General features: G+C 68.6%; 16 protein-coding genes. 9 read left to right on the plus strand and 7 right to left on the minus strand.

Annotation, left to right across the window (positions count from 1 at the left end; translation table 11 throughout):
* Positions 1–28 precede the first annotated feature (28 nt).
* Positions 29–1,117 carry a glycosidase gene (locus P6897_RS11030; protein ID WP_274178689.1) on the plus strand — a complete coding sequence of 363 codons (1,089 nt, stop codon included), beginning with the start codon at positions 29–31 and terminating at the stop codon, positions 1,115–1,117.
* A gap of 145 nt (positions 1,118–1,262) precedes the next feature.
* Here the strand turns inward: P6897_RS11030 and P6897_RS11035 are convergent, their stop codons facing one another.
* Complete coding sequence (locus P6897_RS11035) at positions 1,263–5,576, minus strand: discoidin domain-containing protein (protein WP_282501235.1); 4,314 nt, start codon at positions 5,574–5,576, stop codon at positions 1,263–1,265.
* Positions 5,577–5,714: 138 nt separating this feature from the next.
* Entirely contained in the window at positions 5,715–7,019 is a 1,305-nt protein-coding gene (locus tag P6897_RS11040; protein ID WP_282501236.1) for a sugar ABC transporter substrate-binding protein, read from the minus strand.
* Between the two features lie 448 nt (positions 7,020–7,467).
* Between P6897_RS11040 and P6897_RS11045 the strand changes: the two genes are divergently transcribed.
* The 3 genes from P6897_RS11045 (at position 7,468) to P6897_RS11055 (ending at position 9,858) form a co-directional block, all read left to right on the plus strand.
* On the plus strand, positions 7,468–9,123 hold the full coding sequence (locus tag P6897_RS11045) for a catalase (protein WP_282501237.1): 1,656 nt from the start codon (positions 7,468–7,470) through the stop codon (positions 9,121–9,123).
* Positions 9,124–9,200: 77 nt separating this feature from the next.
* Positions 9,201–9,542, plus strand: a complete 342-nt coding sequence (locus P6897_RS11050; protein ID WP_282501238.1) for an Lsr2 family protein — start codon at positions 9,201–9,203, stop codon at positions 9,540–9,542.
* Between the two features lie 79 nt (positions 9,543–9,621).
* The gene (locus P6897_RS11055; protein WP_282501239.1) at positions 9,622–9,858 is read left to right on the plus strand and encodes a hypothetical protein; all 237 of its coding nucleotides are present in this window, start codon (positions 9,622–9,624) and stop codon (positions 9,856–9,858) included.
* A gap of 75 nt (positions 9,859–9,933) precedes the next feature.
* Here the strand turns inward: P6897_RS11055 and P6897_RS11060 are convergent, their stop codons facing one another.
* Complete coding sequence (locus P6897_RS11060; RefSeq protein WP_274178694.1) at positions 9,934–10,173, minus strand: hypothetical protein; 240 nt, start codon at positions 10,171–10,173, stop codon at positions 9,934–9,936.
* A gap of 20 nt (positions 10,174–10,193) precedes the next feature.
* The gene (locus P6897_RS11065; RefSeq protein ID WP_114588374.1) at positions 10,194–10,562 is read right to left on the minus strand and encodes a VOC family protein; all 369 of its coding nucleotides are present in this window, start codon (positions 10,560–10,562) and stop codon (positions 10,194–10,196) included.
* Between the two features lie 59 nt (positions 10,563–10,621).
* On the opposite strand from P6897_RS11065, the gene P6897_RS11070 reads away from it, so the two are divergent.
* The 3 genes from P6897_RS11070 (at position 10,622) to P6897_RS11080 (ending at position 12,522) form a co-directional block, all read left to right on the plus strand.
* Positions 10,622–11,125 carry a MarR family transcriptional regulator gene (locus tag P6897_RS11070; protein ID WP_274178696.1) on the plus strand — a complete coding sequence of 168 codons (504 nt, stop codon included), beginning with the start codon at positions 10,622–10,624 and terminating at the stop codon, positions 11,123–11,125.
* Between the two features lie 4 nt (positions 11,126–11,129).
* Complete coding sequence (locus tag P6897_RS11075; protein WP_282501240.1) at positions 11,130–12,167, plus strand: YdcF family protein; 1,038 nt, start codon at positions 11,130–11,132, stop codon at positions 12,165–12,167.
* A 76-nt stretch (positions 12,168–12,243) separates the two neighbouring features.
* The gene (locus P6897_RS11080) at positions 12,244–12,522 is read left to right on the plus strand and encodes a PLDc N-terminal domain-containing protein (protein WP_282501241.1); all 279 of its coding nucleotides are present in this window, start codon (positions 12,244–12,246) and stop codon (positions 12,520–12,522) included.
* Between the two features lie 22 nt (positions 12,523–12,544).
* On the opposite strand, the gene P6897_RS11085 is transcribed toward P6897_RS11080, so the two are convergent.
* Genes P6897_RS11085 through P6897_RS11095 form a run of 3 tightly spaced genes read right to left on the minus strand, consistent with a single transcriptional unit; the run spans position 12,545 to position 15,495 of the window.
* Positions 12,545–13,399: a PhzF family phenazine biosynthesis protein gene (locus P6897_RS11085; protein WP_282501242.1), complete on the minus strand. Its 855-nt coding sequence runs from the start codon at positions 13,397–13,399 to the stop codon at positions 12,545–12,547.
* Between the two features lie 60 nt (positions 13,400–13,459).
* Positions 13,460–14,218 carry a response regulator gene (locus P6897_RS11090; protein ID WP_112617160.1) on the minus strand — a complete coding sequence of 253 codons (759 nt, stop codon included), beginning with the start codon at positions 14,216–14,218 and terminating at the stop codon, positions 13,460–13,462.
* Positions 14,215–15,495, minus strand: a complete 1,281-nt coding sequence (locus P6897_RS11095; RefSeq protein ID WP_282501243.1) for an ATP-binding protein — start codon at positions 15,493–15,495, stop codon at positions 14,215–14,217. The genes P6897_RS11090 and P6897_RS11095 overlap by 4 nt, the downstream gene beginning before the upstream one ends.
* Before the next feature lie 163 nt (positions 15,496–15,658).
* Between P6897_RS11095 and P6897_RS11100 the strand changes: the two genes are divergently transcribed.
* A complete protein-coding gene (locus P6897_RS11100; RefSeq protein WP_282501244.1) occupies positions 15,659–16,681 on the plus strand; it encodes a tripartite tricarboxylate transporter substrate-binding protein in 1,023 nt (340 codons plus the stop codon).
* Positions 16,678–17,298 (plus strand): tripartite tricarboxylate transporter TctB family protein, encoded by a 621-nt coding sequence (locus tag P6897_RS11105; protein WP_274178702.1) that lies wholly within the window; start codon positions 16,678–16,680, stop codon positions 17,296–17,298. The genes P6897_RS11100 and P6897_RS11105 overlap by 4 nt, the downstream gene beginning before the upstream one ends.
* The last annotated feature ends 1 nt before the right edge of the window (position 17,299 follow it).

Below are 17,299 nucleotides of genomic sequence, written 5' to 3' on the forward strand. Positions count from 1 at the left end.
GCCCGTCCCTCCGAATGAAAGACACACGATGACCACTCATTCCCCCGTGGAATCGATGACCGACGTGCCGTACGCGCTGCGCCGGATCGGCACGATCATGACCTCCGACGTGAACGATCCGTTCGAAGTCGAAGGCGTGCTCAACCCCGGCACCGCCTGGGGCCCCGATGGAGAGCTGTACCTCTACCCGCGCATCGTCGCCGAGGGCAACGTGTCGCGCATCGCGCGCGCCCGCGTCGTCGTCGACGACGGCGAGCCGGTCGCGGTCGAGCGCCTCGGCGTCGTGCTCTCGCCCGACGAGGGATGGGAGTACGGCGCGAGCAACGCCGGCGTCGAGGACCCGCGCATCACGTTCGTGGAGCCGCTCGGTCTGCACGTGATGACCTACGTCGCCTACGGCCCGCTCGGTCCGAAGTCGGCCATGGCCGTGTCGACCGACACCGTCACGTGGCGTCGACTCGGACCCGTGCGATTCGCGTACCAGCCCGAACTCGACTCAGACCTGAACCTGTTTCCCAATAAAGACATCGTGTTCTTCCCGGACGCCGTTCCGGGCCCCGATGGCCGCCCGAGCCTCGCGGTGCTGCACCGCCCCATGTGGGACCTCGATTGGTTGCGCGACGGCGAAGGAGCGCGCCCTCCGGCGGGCATCGACGACGACCGCCCCTCGATCTGGATCGGGTACATCGACCTCGAGGCTGCGACACGCGACCTGTCGGCGCTCACGCACATCGAGAAGTCCGAGATGATCGTCGCGCCAAAGGCGTGGTACGAGAGCGCGAAGATCGGCGCCGGCCCCTCCCCGCTCCGCGTTCCCGAAGGCTGGCTGCTGCTGCACCACGGCGTCTCGGGCGCGCAGCCGAAGGGGTTCGAGCTCGCACACGGCTCGAAGTACGCCGCGGGCGCCATCATCCTCGACGCGGCGGACCCACGCCGGATCATCGCGCGCTCGTCCGAGCCGCTGCTCGCGCCCGAGGTCGCAGAAGAGGTGTCGGGCACGCTCGGCAACGTCGTCTTCCCGACGGCCATCGAGACCATCGGCGGGCGCGACTTCGTGTTCTACGGCATGGCCGACTCGTCGATCGGCGTCGCAGAGCTGCGGCGCACGACCGACTGATCCGCACCGCGAACCGAGCCGCGCACGACGGAACCCCCTTCCATCGGGAGGGGGTTCCGTCGTGTGCGCACTCGGGCACCTGCGGGTCGCACAGACGAGTGCGGCCGGTACCCCGCAGGGCTCCGGCCGCACTGTCGCTCCGGGTTCAGGCGCGGTTTCGACGAGCGCCGCGCACCGCGGCGGCTCCCGCTACCAGCAGCGCCCCGGCGATGCCGATCGCCCACATGACGCCCGCGATCTGCCCGCCCGTAGCCGACAGCTCACCGTCGCGGTCGGGGTCCCCGGCGGACGGCGGGCCGGCGGGGTCGCCACCCGAACCGCCGCCTGCGCCGCCGTCCGAGCCACCGCCCGTGCCGCCATCCGAGGGCGCAGCGGCGACCGTGACCACCAGCGACGCGACATCCGTCTCGCCCTGCATCGCGACGAGCGTGTGCTCCCCCGGTGCGACATCGGCAGGCACCGTCGCCCTCAGCTCGAACGCCCCGTCGGCATCCGCGATGACTGCCCCCAGGTCGACAGGCGTCGAACGTAGCTGCACCATGTACTCGGCGCCGCCTTCGAACCCGGTGCCGACGACGCTGATCGGCGACCCGGCCCCCACCTCGCCCGACACCGACAGCGTCGGGGTCGCGGGTGCTTCATGGACGAGCAGCCCATCGATCGCCGCACGGAGCGCCGCGGCCCGAGCATCCGCCGTCTGCTGCGAGATGCCCGCGGGCGCCCGCAGCACCGCCTTCGCGGCCTCGAGGGCCGGAAGCAGCGATTGCCAGCTCTCGGCGGTGTACTGCGTGCTGTCGAGCGCGTTCGCCCGCTCGACCAGCGTCTGAAGCTCCGCGGTCGAGATGGCGATGCTCACGCTCGACCAGACCGGCTCGTCGCCGTTGGCGTGCAGCAGCAGCACCGGCGTCGACCCCGACCGGCCCGTTGCCAGGTCGAACTCGATCCGGCCGTCGGCCGTCACGCGGGCGTCGCCGTCGACGGTCGCGACCGCAGCGTCGAGCGGGTACGCCGAGAACGTGTCGTCGTCGTCGAGCGGGGTGATGGATGCCGCGACCACCGCGGTGCTGTCCGCCTCGGCGGTCACCGACTCGGACAGCGACGCGAAGTTGTACCCGCCGTACAGCTCGAGCTCGAAGATCGACATGCCGTAACGAGTGACGGGCAGCCCCTCGACGCGCACGTAGCGCACTTCGGTGTCGGCGAAATCGACGACGTTGCGCAGCTCGGCCGAAGTCTTCTGCACCCGCGCGAGCTCGCTCCACGTCGCGCCGTCGATCGATCCCTGCACACGGTAGTCGTTAGACGTCGCCGCCTCCCACGTGATGACCGCCTGGTTGACCGTGCGCTCAGCACCCAGGTCGACCTGCAGCCAGCGCGGAGTCGTATACGGCGCGTTCTGTCGCTGCGACGCCCACCGGGTCGTCGTGTTGCCGTCGGTCGCGTACTGAGCGGCGAGCGCATCGCTGAACTGCGAGTCGGCTGTCGTGTCCTTGCCGAGGGCGAGATTCTCGCGCCCCGCGGGCGCTGCGTTCGCCGAGACGATCAGGTCATCGGGGAACACCTCGAACTCCCACAGCGAAACGCCGTATTGCGAGGCACTGCGTGCCGACGCCTGCATCCGGACGTACCGGGCGTCTGCGTCGATCTCGAGCACGTCGACGCCCCCGTCGCTGCCGGCTTCCGGGGTGGTGTAGACATCACGCCACGACGCGGCGTCATCGGAGACCTGGATGCGGTAGCGGGTCGCGTACGACGCTTCCCACCAGAGCCGCACCGCTCCGATCGGCTGCACCGACCCCAGGTCGACCTGCGTCCATGCGGTGTCCGACAGGTTCGAGCTCCACCGGGTGGCCATGTTGCCGTCGGTGATGCTGCCGATCGCGCTGCCTCCCGACGCGGTCACCGACCGGCCGAGGGCGATGTTGCGCGTCGAGCTGACCTCGAACTCCGCGACTCCGTACGACCCGTCGCCGACGCTTTCGAGCATCAGCAGGCGCACGTAGGTGGCCGCCTGCGGCGCGAACTCGACCGAATCCGTACCACCGTCGCCGTCCTGCACGACCCGCTGATCGACCCAGGTGCGGCCGTCGAGAGATGTCTGCAGCAGGTAGCGCTCGGCCGCGGCATCCTCCCACTCGATCGTGGCCCCTGTGACGAACGACCCGACGCCGACATCGGCGGTGAGCCACTGCACACCGGCCTCGCTCGATCGCCACGCGGTGCCGGCGTCACCATCGCCCGCGAACGCGGCGTCGGACCCGGCCGCCGTGCTGCTGGCGGAGAATGGCGACGCAGCGCCGCCCTCGGAATCGGTCAGCGGCGCGGTCACCGTCTGTCTCAGATAGGCGCCCGAACCGAGCGCAAACGTGCCGCGCTGGCTCTTCTCCGCCCCGATGAGGTCTACCCGCACCAGGAGCGCCGGCTTATCAGGGTTTGCGAGGCTGACGACCGGAGAGTCGCCCGACTCGTCGAGGATGACGATCGCGGGCTGGTCGACGCGCAGCACGCGCCCGTCGCCGAGATCAAGGTCACCCGCTTCGTAGAACGTGGCCATCGTGCGCTCGAGCCCTGCGTGGCGCACCGCCTGCACCGACCTGTCGTTGCGCAGCGTTTCGACTGCGGGGGCGGCGGCATACGCGGCGACCTCGCCGGGGCCGGCCGCCGGCAGGACCGTGTACTCGTAGCTCGCATCCGTCGGCCGTACGCCGTGATCGAAGTAGAGCGTGAATGCGTCTCGCTCGACGACGTCTTCACCCACCCAGCTGCCGCTCTGCAGCTGGCGCGAGACACGCAGCGAGCCGTCGTCCGGCACGACGTAGCCGACCTGGTCGTTGTAGGCCCAGCGGGCGCCGTCGAGCGGCTGGTCCGCCGTGCCGGCCTCGATCGTCTCGCCACCCACCGAGGCGTTCGGCTTCGCGGACGCCTGGTTCACAACCGTGTGCACGGCGCCGTCCGACGTCGACCGGATGCCGGTGCCGAGAGCAACCATCTCGTCGTCGAAGTAGTAATAGCTCTTACTCGCCTTCGACGACGAACGATCGAGCGTGTACACGCTCGCACCGTACGTGCCGTCGGAGACACCGCCGGTGAAGCTGCCGCCGTTGCCGACGCGCCCGTTCGTGCCGCGCGTCTGTTCCTTGACGTAGGGAGCGGTCACTCCCGGGTAATGGAACCAGTCGAAGGCGGGCCCGAGCTCGAGGTACTCGCGACCGGACACCTGGATCGCGGTCGCGCCGGCGGAGTTCCAGTACACCTCGTTGCCGACTGCGGGGCGGAACGTCGACCGGTACTCGGCTCCGACGGTGCGGCTGGAGTTCAGGCGGGTGAAGATGCCGTAGTCATCGCGCAGGTGCGAGGAGAACTCCGAGCGCCAGAAATACTTGTTTCCGGTTACTCCGTTCCCGGCCGCCTCCCCGCGGATGTTGGCCGCGAGATCGCGGTACGCGGTGGCGTACAGAGCGTCGGTGCGCACCATCTGATCAAGCGGCTCGAGGAACTCGGCAGCGTAACCGGTGACACCGTCGACCGTCTTGGGCGGACGGTAGCCGAGATACAGCATCCCGACCTCGCCGCGGATCATCCATCGAGTGCCGTTGATGATGTAGAACGCGATCGTGTCGAGCTGCTCCCGGGTGAAGCCGAGGCTCGTCCCGCGTGCAGCATCCGCCCATATCGCGACGTTGGTGAAGAGGGCCATGCCGTAGCCCTCGCTGTACAGCTGGGCCTCGTGGGCCCAGAAGCTCGCATCGGGCTGCGCCGCTTCGTTGACGTCACCGGACTCGTCGACTTCGACCGTCTCGACCATCGTGGCGAAGCCGGCGGTGATGTCCTCGAAGTTGCGGGTCGACACCGCCTCGAAGAGGTAGTTGGTCGTGCGCCACGCACCGTTAGCGCCGACGGGGTCGAGCTTGCCGGTGTTGTGCTCCTGCGCCGCGTCGAACGCCTCGCCCGACAGCTCATCGCCCACGAAGACTGCTATGCGGCCCATCACCATCGACTCGCCGATCTCGGTCTCCCACCAGTTCTGGTTGCCGGGGTCGACCCGATCCCAGTGCAGGAGGGCGCGATCGAGAGCTGCTATCAGTTCAGGGTCCTCGAACCCGGGGGCGTCGGGCGACCGGTAGGCCTGCGCCATCGCGAGCATGCGGTACAGGGCGATGTAGGCGGACCACGTCGAGCCGTTCGCGGAGCTCGTGCGGTCGGCGTAGTTCACGTCTGCCCACGAGCCGTCCTCGTTCTGCGAGGCGGCGTACTCCTGGGCCTCCGACGCGCGCGCGAGGTAGATGCCGTTGGCGATGATGATGTCATCGCCCTGCCCCAGGTAGTAGTCCTGCAGGCGGCTGACGATCGTGTCGACGTCGTCGTCGGGGGTGGCAGCAGCCGCCGGCGGAGCGATGAGGGCGCCGACGCCGAGCACCAGGGCGGTGATGGTCGCGGCGAGCGCGGTAAGAGATCTCAAGACGGCTCCTTCGGCCTGACGGGCGCAGCGGAGCGTCGGTACGCAGCACTGCGGAGATGGGGATGATGCAGGACGGCATGAACACCGTCGACGGAACGGAAAGGCCGGACGGAGGACACCCTCCGCCCGGCCTGGGAATCAGCCCTGCGAGGCGAGCTGGTCGATCGTGTCGGCTGCGCTCTGCATGGTCTCGTCGAGATCGGCGCTGCCGGTCTGCACCGCTGCGCCCCAGGCATCGCGGAAGGTCTGCCAGATCTCCGACGCGTTCGCGATGTTCGGCACGTCGACCGTCAGCGGCACCTCTTCGGCGAAGGTGGCGAGCAGCGGGTCACCGGCGAGATAGTCGGCGGCGACCTCGGTCAGGTCGGTGCGGATCGGGAACTGCCCCGTCGTCTCGAGCAGCGCCAGGTCGTTGTCTGCGTTCATCGAGAACTGGGTGAAGTCCCACGCGGTCTGCTTGTTCTCGCACGAGGAGTAGATGCCCACGTTCTTCGAGTCGCCGAATGTGTACGTCTCCGCGAGCGCAATGCCGTCGGCCGTGGGCAGCGGCACCACTCCGAACTCGACCTTGCCCTCGAACTGCGCGGCGCCCCAGGGCCCCGCGATACCCATCGCCGCGACGCCGTCGGCGAACGGGCCGGCCCAGGCGTCGCCGGAGTAGGCCTCGGCCGACGAGTAGCCCTCGGCGTAGAGCGTTTTCCAGAACTCGAGCGTCTCGAGTCCCTCCGGGCTCGTGAACGTCGCGGCCCCGTCAGCCACGAGCTGCTCACCGCCCGAGTTGGCCAGGAAGAAGGGGTAGAAGTCGAACAGGGCGTTCGTGTAATCACCGGATGCCGGCGGGTACAGCGCGAAGTCCGCCGAACCCGCGGTCTTGATCGCCGCCGCGGCGGCCAGCACGTCGTCGTACGTCGACAGGCTCGGGTTCTCGGCGTCCAATCCGGCCTGGGCGAAGGCCGTCTTGTTGTAGTAGAGCATGAACGGATTCGCCTTCCAGGGCACCTGGTACAGGTCACCGTCGGGCGAACGGAATCCGTCTGCGGCATCGCCCGAACGCTCGGTGATGAATGACTCACCGTCGTCGAACGTCTTCGAGATGTTGACCAGACCGCCCTGCTTCTGGAACGCGGGTACCGCAGCAGGCGCCGTGTTGTAGACGAGGCACGGCGTGTTACCCGCGGTGATGGCGGCCGCGATCGCGTCTTCGGAAGACTTGCCCGAGGGGATGGCCTCGGCGGTCACCTGCGCGTCGGGGTTCTCGGCGTTCCACGCGTCGACGACGGCCTCAGCCCACGCGATCTCCTGCTCGTTGGTCGAGTACCAGATCTTGATCGGGCCTTCGGTCAGCTCAGAGCCTGAGCCGGGACCGGTTCCGCCACCTGCGCAGGCGGTGAGCGGCAGGGCGACGGCGACGAGTGCGGCGGCCGAGACAACGGAACGCTTCATTGCGCGCTAACTCCTTCGTATGGCGCTGCCCGCGTCAGCGACGGAACTTCACTGTGATGCGGCTCCCGATGCGGTCATCGGCGACGACTTCTGCTCGCCGGAACGAGTTCGAAGTCGCGTCCTGCCATGATTCACGCGTGCGGGCCGCGTTCGTTGTGGCGTCGGATGCTGCACCTCTAGTAAACCGGTTTGGTCCGAGACATGTCAAGGTGCAATACACCGGCCCGAACCCCAACTAAAACGGTCTATCCCGAGCACGCCGGCGCGCCCGCGCATCAGGAGTCCCCTCGGTCGATTCGCCAGGACCTGCGCATGCCTGCAGGCCCAGAATCCGCGATTCGTGACGAGTCGACGATCGGGGCACCCCCGCAACCCCCTTCCGACCGCATCCGCTCCCCCGTAGCGTCGGCCGCATCCCCACGACGATGCGAACCATACGGAGGACGCGATGACCGATGTATCGAACCAGGGCCCGGCTGAGGGCGACGACCGTCCCGAGCTGACGACCCGACAGGGACACCCCGTCTACGACAACCAGAATCAGCGGACGGTCGGAGCTCGCGGGCCGGCGACGCTCGAGAACTACCACTTCCTCGAGAAGATCAGCCACTTCGACCGCGAGCGCATCCCCGAGCGGGTCGTGCACGCGCGCGGCTTCGTCGCTTTCGGCTACTTCGAGGCGACCGGGATGTGGGGCGACGAGCCCATCTCGCAGTTCACGCGCGCGAAGCTCTTCCAGGAGCCGGGCAAGCGCACCGACCTCGCCGTCCGGTTCTCGACCGTCATCGGCGGACGCGATTCGTCGGAGGCGGCGCGCGACCCGCGCGGCTTCGCCGTGAAGTTCTACACCGAAGACGGCAACTGGGATCTCGTCGGCAATAACCTCGGTGTCTTCTTCATCCGTGACGCGATCAAGTTCCCCGACGTCATCCACTCGCTCAAGCCCGACCCGATCACTTTCCGGCAGGAGCCGGCGCGCATCTTCGACTTCATGTCGCAGACGCCGGAGTCGATGCACATGCTCGTCAACCTCTTCAGCCCCCGCGGCATCCCGGCGAACTATCGCACCCAGCAGGGTTTCGGGGTCAACACCTACAAATGGGTCAATGAGCACGGCGAGACGAAGCTGGTCAAGTACCACTGGATCCCCTCGGTCGGCGTCAGCTCGATGACCGAAGCGGATGCCGCCGCCGTGCAAGCCGGTGATCTCGGTCACGCATCCCGCGATATGTACGAGGCGATCGAGCGCGGCGAGTATCCCGAATGGGAGCTCCAGGTGCAGATGATGGACGACCACGACCACCCCGAGCTCGATTTCGACCCGCTCGACGACACGAAGGTGTGGCCCGAGAACGAGTTCCCGCCGCGCGTGGTCGGCAAGATGGTGCTCAATCGGAACGTGTCGAACTTCTTCGCCGAGAACGAGCAGATCTCGTTCGGCACCGGCGTCCTCGTCGACGGCCTCGACTTCTCCGACGACAAGATGCTGGTAGGGCGCACGTTCTCGTACTCCGACACTCAGCGCTACCGCGTCGGTCCGAATTACCTGCAGCTGCCGGTCAATTCTCCGAAGAACGCCTCAGTGGCGACGAACCTCCGCGATGGACAGATGGCGTACCACGTCGACAACGGCGGTGAGAATCCCCACGTCAACTACGAGCCGTCCATCACCGGCGGGCTCCGCGAAGCCCAGTACCCGACCCACGACGAGCAGGGGCCGGAGATCGTGGGGCGGCTGACGCGCAAGCGAATCCCCCGGACGAACGACTACACGCAGGCCGGACAGCGGTACCTGCTGATGGAGGACTGGGAGCGCAATGACCTCGTGGCGAACTTCGTCGACCTGATCGGACAGGCCGCTCGCCCCGTCCAAGAGCGGATGCTCTGGCACTTCTACATGGTGGAGGACGACCTCGGCCGTCGCGTCGGCGAGGGCTTGGGAATCACGCTGGAGGAAATCAAGGACCTGCCGCCTCTGCAGTCGCAAACGCTCAGCGGGGACGAGCTCGAGCGACTGCGCAATCTCGGGCACAACGGCCCTCGCGACGTGGCGGGTCTTCAGATGACTCATTGCGTTCCCAATGCGCGCGCACAGGTGGCCTGAGCATCAGATAGCCACGACACGAAATACTGTGGTCACGTGGTGATGCAGAACGCCGTCAAACCGTTAATATGTCAGCCATGGCCCGCAAACAAATTACCCAGCTCATCGACGACCTCGACGGAACCGTTCTCGAGAGCGGCGAAGGAAAGCAGATCACCTTCTCCATCGAGGGACGCGCTTACGAGATCGACCTCTCCGACGACAACGCCGAGAAGTTCTACAACGCGCTGGCACCGTTCGTGGATGTCGCCCGCTCGATCCGCGCGAACACCCCTTCGCGTTCCCGGTCGTCTCGCGCGAACAAGAGCGACCTCGACCTGACGGCTGTCCGTGAATGGGCGCGCTCCAACGGTCACACCGTCAACGAGCGCGGCCGAGTTCCGGCATCCATCATCGAGGCTTACCGAGCCGCCAACTGACCGCATCCCATCGCAGAAATGGCTCAGGCACCTCCAGGCCTGAGCCATTTCTCGTTCTCCTCGATGGACGGAGGATCCCATGACCCAGCCGCCATCCGGCGATAGCGATAGCGATAGCGCGAGCAAGAGCGGCGGCGTGAACGGGGTCGCGATCGGGATCGCGCTCGGCCTTCCGCTCGGCAGCGCCATCGGCATGCTCGCGTTCGACAACATCGCGCTCGGCGGCGCGATCGGCCTCTCCCTCGGGATCGTGCTGGGCGTCGCGGCCGACGCGCGTCGCCGCGATCAGGCGGATGACGCCGATGCCGGCGGCTGAACGCGCAGGTCACGGCCCCGCGCGGAAATCCCGGATGCGGTCACGCGGATGCGGCGAAGTCCTGCGCGGAGATGATCAATCGCGGGACGTCCGCGATGCTCGCCGCCGACGGATGCCGAAAATCAGCGCCACCACCCAGTAGAGCGCGAGAAATGGCGAGATGACGGCAAGCACGATGCGGATGACGTCGCCACCGTTGATCGCCCACGGAATCCAGATCGCCGACATCCCCACCCAGACGATCGTCTGCATGACGATGACGCCGAACGGGGTTGCGGCGGAGGCCGTTCCGATTCGCTGCCACAGACTCTGCACCCAGCGAACCTAACAGCCGATCAGCCCCGGTCGTGAAGCGTGACGTGGTACCCGTCGGGGTCGGCGAAGGTGAAGGTCAGCCCGAACGGTCCGTCGACAGGCTCAGACACGATTCGGTGCCCGGCAGCGAGCAGTTCATCGTGGATATCCTGCACACCGGTCGCATGGAGCCACAGCGCGACGCCCTGGCCGGGCTGCTCGAGCGCGTCGAGGTCGACGCCGGGCATCGGGTCCCGCAGGGCGAACGCGATCGGCGTGGTGGAGAAGACGACGGCATGCGGCGGCCCCTGCGGCGATTGCTCGAGCCCGAGGAACCGCTCGTAGAACGCGTGGGCGGCCGCGAGATCGCGCACTTGGAGGGAGATGAAGTCGGGTCCGGTGACAGGCATGAGCAGATTCCTTTCGTATGTCAGTTATCTGACACATCCCACTATGTCAGAATACTGACATGAGTCAAGATCGCGACGGAATCGACCTCGAGACGTCGATGGGGTACCTCGTGAAGGAGGTATCGAGCGCCCTTCGATCGGCGATGGAAGACGTGCTGCGCCCGCTCGGCATGAACATCACCCACTACTCGTGCTTGGAGCTGCTCGCACAGCGCCCCGGACTGTCGAACTCCGAGCTCGCTCGGGGCACGTTCGTCACGCGACAGAGCATGAACGTCCTGCTGCAGACTCTGGAACGAGACGGCGAAGTCACGCGTGCGAACACGCCTGCAGCCGGCAAGGCACTGCCGACGGAGCTCACCGCGCGCGGGCGTGAACGACTGGCGACGGCGACGGCGGCGGTACGCGGAGTCGAACTGCGGATGCTGGCAGGGCTCGATGACACCGACAGGCTGACGACGTTCCGGGCGCTGCGGCGTATGGCGCGGTCTCTGCGGCAGCCCGGCGCCGTCGGCGACGAACCAGCGTCGGACCCGGCGTCTCATGCACGCTCTCTAGGCTGAGGTCGTGCCCGGCTTCTTCACACTCCTCTTCGCGGCGCTCGGCATCCTGCTCGCCGCCCGCGATCCGCGACGACTGCTGCCGGGCGTCCTGCTGACGCTCGCGGCGAGTGCGCTCGTGGCCGAGGTGGCGGTTTTCATCCTCGGCGTCGGCCTCGTCCTGGCGACACTGACCGTTCCCGGGAACAGCGTCGTCTCGCTCGTGCTGATCTTCAGCATCCCCCTGCTCGCAGCGGTGGGACTCGGCGTCGCGCTGCTCGCCAACGGCGTGGTGATGATCCAGCGCGAAGGACGGTCGCTGGCGAACCGCCTCTCGCTCCTGGCCGGAGTCGGCGTCTTGGCCATCCTCGCGCTCGGCATCGTCGCCGTCACGGCGGGATGGTTCGAGCTCGCCGTCATCCTTCTGCTGCTCGCCGCTCCGATCGGCTACGTCGGCATGGGGTTCGTCGCCTACCTCTGCTGGTCGGCGGTGTACGCGCGCCTCGCGCGACGCGCGCCCGCGCCGGCAGCGATCGTCACCCTCGGGTCGGGTCTGCGCCGAGACGGGAGCGTGCCGCCGCTGCTCGCCCAACGCGTGGCGCTCGGGGTCGAGACCCTGCAGCGCTCCTCCGGCGCGATGCTCGTCGTCTCGGGCGGCCAGGGCGCAGACGAACCGCGAAGCGAGGCGGCGGCGATGGCGGAGTACGCCGGCGAGCTCGGCGCGCCCGCGAATCGGCTGCTCGTCGAAAGTGCATCTCGCACCACCGAGGAGAACCTCACACTGACCCGCGCGATCCTCGCAGAACGCGGCATCACCGGCCCGGTGCTCGCCGTGACGAGCGACTATCACGCGTTCCGCGCCGCGACGCTGCTGCGCACCCTCGGCATGCCGGGCCACGCGATCGGCGCGCGCACCGCCCGCTACTACCGGCCGAGCGCGTTGCTGCGCGAGTACCTCGCCCTGCTGCGCGACCACCTCGTGCTCAACGCCGTCGCGCTCGGCATCCTGATGCTGCCGCTCATCGCGTTCGTGGCGATCTCGCTGATCACTCTCTTCGCGGATTGAACGTCATCCTGCCGGCGTAGCCGAGAACCATCGACAGGCTCACGACACGAGCCCTGCCTGGGGCGAGGCTGGAAGCATGATCGAAACCGCACGATTCCTCGTCGTCTCAGACGAGTGGCTGCCTCGCGAGTGGATGCCGGGGGTGACGACGTCGGTCGCCGTGGTATCCGCCGTGGTCGCTGCCGTCGTCGCGATCCTGTTCATCTCGAGCCTGATCTCGATCCTCGCCTCGCCTCGCTACACCGGCGGGGGCAAGCTGCTGTGGATCATCGGGATCTTCGTCTTCCCGATCGCCGGCCCGCTCGTCTGGTGGCTCGGTGGCCGCAAGGCTCGCATCCGCACCGACCGCGTGTGACGTGAAGCGCCCCTGCAGGTCGTCAGACGATGGCGACGGCGTGACCCGAGACCGTGATGCCCCCTGAGACGGGGATCTCGACCGTCAACTCCCCCGGTCGGCCGACGTGTGCGCCCTGCTCGATGACCACGACCGCGGGAGCGTCGACGGCCCCGAGCGAGCGCAGGTAGGCCCCGAACGACGCCGCAGCCGACCCCGTCGCCGGGTCCTCCGTGATGCGACCGACGGGGAAGAGGTTGCGCGCTTGGAAACGATCGGATGCGGCGCGGAATGCAACGGTGATGGTGGCGGGCCACCCGCGGTCGTCGAGCAGCGCACGAACCGTGTCGGGGTCGAACGAGAAATCGTCGAAGGTCTTCTGCTCTGCCAGCACGATGACCGGATGCGTGTTGCCCGTGTTCGCGAGCCGCGGCGGCAGCTCGGGGTCGAGGTCAGCCCGCGTGAGGCCGAGCAGACCGAGAATCGCCTCGAGATCGGCGTCGTCGAGGTCGCGGACCGACGGCTCGATGCTGGTGAAGGACGCGCGGATGCCGTCGTCGTCGCGCGAGACCGCGATCGACACGACGCCGACCGGGGTGTCGAAACGAACCGCACCGTCGGAGGCGACCTGGCCCCGCGCGGCGAGCGCGACCGCCGTGGCCACCGTCGCATGGCCGCAGAACGGAACCTCGGCGATGGGCGAGAAGTAGCGGACCGAGCGTGCACCGTCGGCGGTCGTGCCGGTGACGAAGGCCGTCTCGGCGTAGTCGACGTCGGCAGCGATGCGCTGCATGGCGCTGGCATCGAGTGCGCCGGCATCCAGCACCACGCCGGCGGGATTCCCACCTTCGGGTCGCGTGCTGAACGCGGTGTATCGCAAGACCTCGGGCGTACTCATCCGTTCAGGCTACGCCCGCGCGTCGGTGGCACGCCGAAGCCGCCGACGACGCGGCGACGCTCACCGCTCGGGCGACGGGGCGAGCCGGTACAGCACCTGCGGACGGCCGCGTTTGCCGTAGCGATGCGAGAGATGGATGACGCCGGTGTCGACCAGGTGCGTCAGGTAGCGGTTCGCGGTAGCGCGAGAGATGCCGCAGGCCGCGGCCACCTCGGCTCCCGTGAGCGCGACGACCGGGTCGAGGGCGGCGACGACCTGCGCGAGCGTCGGCGCAGCGAGGCCCTTCGGCAGGCCGGCGTGGTCACCACCGCCCGTCATCCGTCCCTCCCCCCGGTGCGATCCGGATGCCGCGACCGGCGCGGTTCGGATGGTGCCGGTCGACAGCAGCCGGTCGATCTCGCCCTGAGCCAGAAGCGCGTCACGGTCGCCGCTGACGATCCGCTCGCGGTCGGCGGCATAGCGTTCGAGTCGCTCGCTCAGCGCGGCCTGCGTGAAGGGCTTGACGAGGTAGCCGACGACCCGCGCCGCGAGAGCCTGACGCACGGTGGTCTGATCCTGCGACGAGCTGATGACCAGCACGTCGGGTCCGTCGTCGCCGAGCGTGCGCAGCCGGTGGAGCACCTCGATGCCGCTGATGCCGGGCAGCCGCATATCGAGCAGGATCAGGTCGACCCCGGACCGGCTGTGCTCGAGAGCCGCCTCGCCGGTACCCGCGGTGGCGACGACGACGAATCCGGGTGTGTCGGAGACGAATCCCGCGTGGAGGGCGCGCGCACCGCGGTCGTCATCGACGACGAGGACCCTGATCGGTCCGGTCATCGCGCAGCCTCCAGCTCGAAGGCGAATCGCGCTCCCCCGAGCGCCGATCTCCCGACCTCGACCGAGCCCGATCGGGCCGTGACGATTCGGCGTACGACATCCAGTCCTAAGCCTCGACCGAGGCCCGTCGTGTCGGTCTTCGAGGAGTAACCGGGCGCGAAGATGCGGCGGGCGACGCGCGGCTCGACACCCGGGCCGTCGTCGTCGACCGAGCCCACGATGCGGGACCCCCGGCGGCCCAGCTCGCAGATCACATTCGCCGCGCCCGCCTCCGCCGCGTTGCGGCACAGGTTCGAGACCACCGACACGATCCCCTCGTCGATGTCCGGGGCGACGTCCCCGCCGAGGTCGAGGTCGAAGCGCACCCGAGCCCCGATCTCGTGCAGCTCGGCACGCACGGTCGGGATCATCGCGGCGAGCACGGGCTGGTCGTCGCGGGCCCCGTCGTCGCCGGTGCCGAGGGGGCGGCGCACGCTCGCGATGTCTTCGATGTATCCGCGAGCCTCGTCGGTGTCGCCGCGCGACAGGAGGCCGTGGATGACGTGCAGCCGTGTGCTGAACTCGTGCGACTGCTCGCGCAGCGCCGTCGCCGTCCGCCGCATCTGCGCGTGCTCCGCGGCGATGACATCCAGCCGGCGGAACCGGCGCTCGACCGCGGCGGTCAGGATCGAGCTCGCGAGCGTCGCGATGACGAGCGCACCGATCGCCCAGGGCAGCAGGGCGCCGACGGCCTCGTCGAGCTCGCCGGCGATCTGGGACTCGAGCACCCCCACAGCCACCATCCCGATGGGTGTTCCGTCCGAACCGCGCACCGGGACCTTCGCGCGCAGCGACGGCCCCGAGGCGCCGACCTCCGTGCCGACGAACGTCTCGCCCGCGAGCACGGAGGCGTTGGCGGTCTCGACCTGCACGCCGCGCTCGGACGCGAGGGGGTGGGTGATCCGGACACCCTCGTCGTCGGTGATGACGACGTAGTAGACGCCGGCCGCCTCGCCCACGAGCTCGGCGATCGGCTGCAGGATCGCGGTCGCCGGCGCGAGATCGGCCGCGTCGGCGAGCACGCTCGGCGACCCCGCGCTCATCGCTCCGGTCACGGCCTCGCGCACCTCCGGAAGGTCGGCGAGGCTCGACGCCACCTCGAGCACGCGTTCGGTCGTCGCCTCTCGGATCGTCCGTTCCTGCGCCGCGAGGGCTGTGGCCACCGTGGCCGACAACGCCGCGAGGGTCACCACCGACGGGAGCACGAGCAGCACGAGGCGCGCGGCAGACGCTCTCACCGTGAACGGCATCCTGTCCACTTCCTCGTGCGATCGGACGCTGTCGGGCCGTGCCCGTGCGCATCTATGAGAACAAATCCCGCCACGCTCGGGGGCGGCTCAGCGAAGTGCCATCCTAATTCGATCTCGCGGAGACGACGATGTCCGCGCGAATGGAGTGATCATGACGCATAGCGCGACAGACGCCGGCGCGCGCCCGGCGCACCGCGGCCGCACGCTCGCGGCCCGCATCATCGGGGGCGCCGTCGCGGCGGCCGCCATTGCGACCGCCGCGGTCGGCTCGGTCACCTCGGCCGCCACCGGCCAGGAGATCAATGCCTCGATGACGATCATCGCCCCGGCAGCGGCGGGCGGCGGGTGGGACGGCGTGGCTCGTGAGCTGCAGCAGGCGCAGAAGGCCAACGGCCTCGTCAACAACGTGCAGGTGGTGAACATGCCGGGCGCGGGCGGGACGATCGCGCTCGGCAACGTCTCGGTGCTCGACGGCCAGCCGGGCAACATGCTCGTCGGCGGCACCGGGCTGCTTGCGGCGACAATCCAGTTCGACTCAGCCGCCAAGCTCAGCGACGTGACTCCGCTCGCGGTCGTCGTCGAGGAGTACGACGTCATCGTCGTGCCGGCCGACTCGCCGTACGAGACTCTCGACGACCTCGTGAACGCCTGGCGCGAGAACCCGAAGTCGATTCCGTGGACGGGCGGCGGATCGTTCGATCAGCTCGTGGTCACCGACCTGGCCCTCGCCGCAGGCATCGACCCCGTCGACACGACCTACATCTCGTCCGACGGCGGTGGTGAGGCCATCCAGGCGCTCCTCAACGGCACCGCGAAAGCGGCCGCCGGCGGCTACCCCGACAACATCGATCAGATCGAGGCGGGCCGACTGCGGGCGCTCGCGCTCGTCGCGAAGGAACCGATCGACGGCATCGACATCCCCACCGCCGCTGAGCAGGGCTACGACATCTCGCTGTCGAACTGGCGCATGCTCGCGGCGCCCTCGGGGCTCGATGAGGCCGACGTGACCGCTCTGACCGAGCTCGTGCTCGACTCTGTCGCCACCCCGGAGTGGCAGGACGCGATCGAGCGCTACCGCTGGACCGAGCGGATCATCACCGGAGACGAGCTGACCGCCTTCCTCGACGACGAGGAAGAGCGCATCACGAACCTGTACGAGGAGATGGGACTATGACGTTCCCCCCGAACCCGACCGCGACCTCGGCCGTCGTCGGCGATCGCTTGCGGCTCGTCTCGGGCCCCGGCATCGCCGCCTTGCTCAAGGGGCTGACGATGCCGGTGATCATCGCCGCCTTCGCCACCTATCTGGTGGTGGGCATCTTCACGATGAAGGTGCCGGCCAACGCCGTGTTCCCCGGGCCGCAGTTCTTCCCCGCCATCATCGCCGGAGGCCTCTACATCTTCGCCGCGGCGCTCGTGGTCTCGGCGGTGAAGGAGATGCGCGAGACGAGCGCGGCACAGCCCGACATCGCAGCGGTCAGCGCCGACGTCATCGGCGGCGACGAAGCGGATGCCGAATCCGACGGCTCCGCTCCCGCCCGGGCCGTCCGGGTGGACGTGCGTTCGCTGCTGTGGGTCGTCCTGTCGTTCCTCGGCTTCGCCTTCCTGCTCGAGGTCCTGGGGTGGATCATCGCGGCAGGTCTCCTCTTCTGGTGCGTCGCGCGCGCCTTCGGCTCGACGAGGCATCTCGGCGGACTCGTCGTCGGGCTCACGGTGAGCTCGATCGCCTACATCGGTTTCGACATGGTGCTCGGGATGCCGCTCCCCTCCGGCATCCTCGGAGGGTTCTGAC

Source organism: Microbacterium sp. BDGP8 (assembly GCF_029991045.1).
GTDB lineage: Bacteria > Actinomycetota > Actinomycetes > Actinomycetales > Microbacteriaceae > Microbacterium > Microbacterium plantarum.

Bases quoted from the DNA above. Each gene is read 5' to 3' on its own strand.
- P6897_RS11030 (WP_274178689.1), top strand. From the start codon at position 29: ATGACCACTCATTCCCCCGTGGAATCGATGACCGACGTGCCGTACGCG.
- P6897_RS11040 (WP_282501236.1), bottom strand. From the start codon at position 7,019: ATGAAGCGTTCCGTTGTCTCGGCCGCCGCACTCGTCGCCGTCGCCCTG.
- P6897_RS11045 (WP_282501237.1), top strand. From the start codon at position 7,468: ATGACCGATGTATCGAACCAGGGCCCGGCTGAGGGCGACGACCGTCCC.
- P6897_RS11050 (WP_282501238.1), top strand. From the start codon at position 9,201: ATGGCCCGCAAACAAATTACCCAGCTCATCGACGACCTCGACGGAACC.
- P6897_RS11055 (WP_282501239.1), top strand. From the start codon at position 9,622: ATGACCCAGCCGCCATCCGGCGATAGCGATAGCGATAGCGCGAGCAAG.
- P6897_RS11065 (WP_114588374.1), bottom strand. From the start codon at position 10,562: ATGCCTGTCACCGGACCCGACTTCATCTCCCTCCAAGTGCGCGATCTC.
- P6897_RS11070 (WP_274178696.1), top strand. From the start codon at position 10,622: ATGAGTCAAGATCGCGACGGAATCGACCTCGAGACGTCGATGGGGTAC.
- P6897_RS11080 (WP_282501241.1), top strand. From the start codon at position 12,244: ATGATCGAAACCGCACGATTCCTCGTCGTCTCAGACGAGTGGCTGCCT.
- P6897_RS11085 (WP_282501242.1), bottom strand. From the start codon at position 13,399: ATGAGTACGCCCGAGGTCTTGCGATACACCGCGTTCAGCACGCGACCC.
- P6897_RS11090 (WP_112617160.1), bottom strand. From the start codon at position 14,218: ATGACCGGACCGATCAGGGTCCTCGTCGTCGATGACGACCGCGGTGCG.
- P6897_RS11100 (WP_282501244.1), top strand. From the start codon at position 15,659: ATGACGCATAGCGCGACAGACGCCGGCGCGCGCCCGGCGCACCGCGGC.
- P6897_RS11105 (WP_274178702.1), top strand. From the start codon at position 16,678: ATGACGTTCCCCCCGAACCCGACCGCGACCTCGGCCGTCGTCGGCGAT.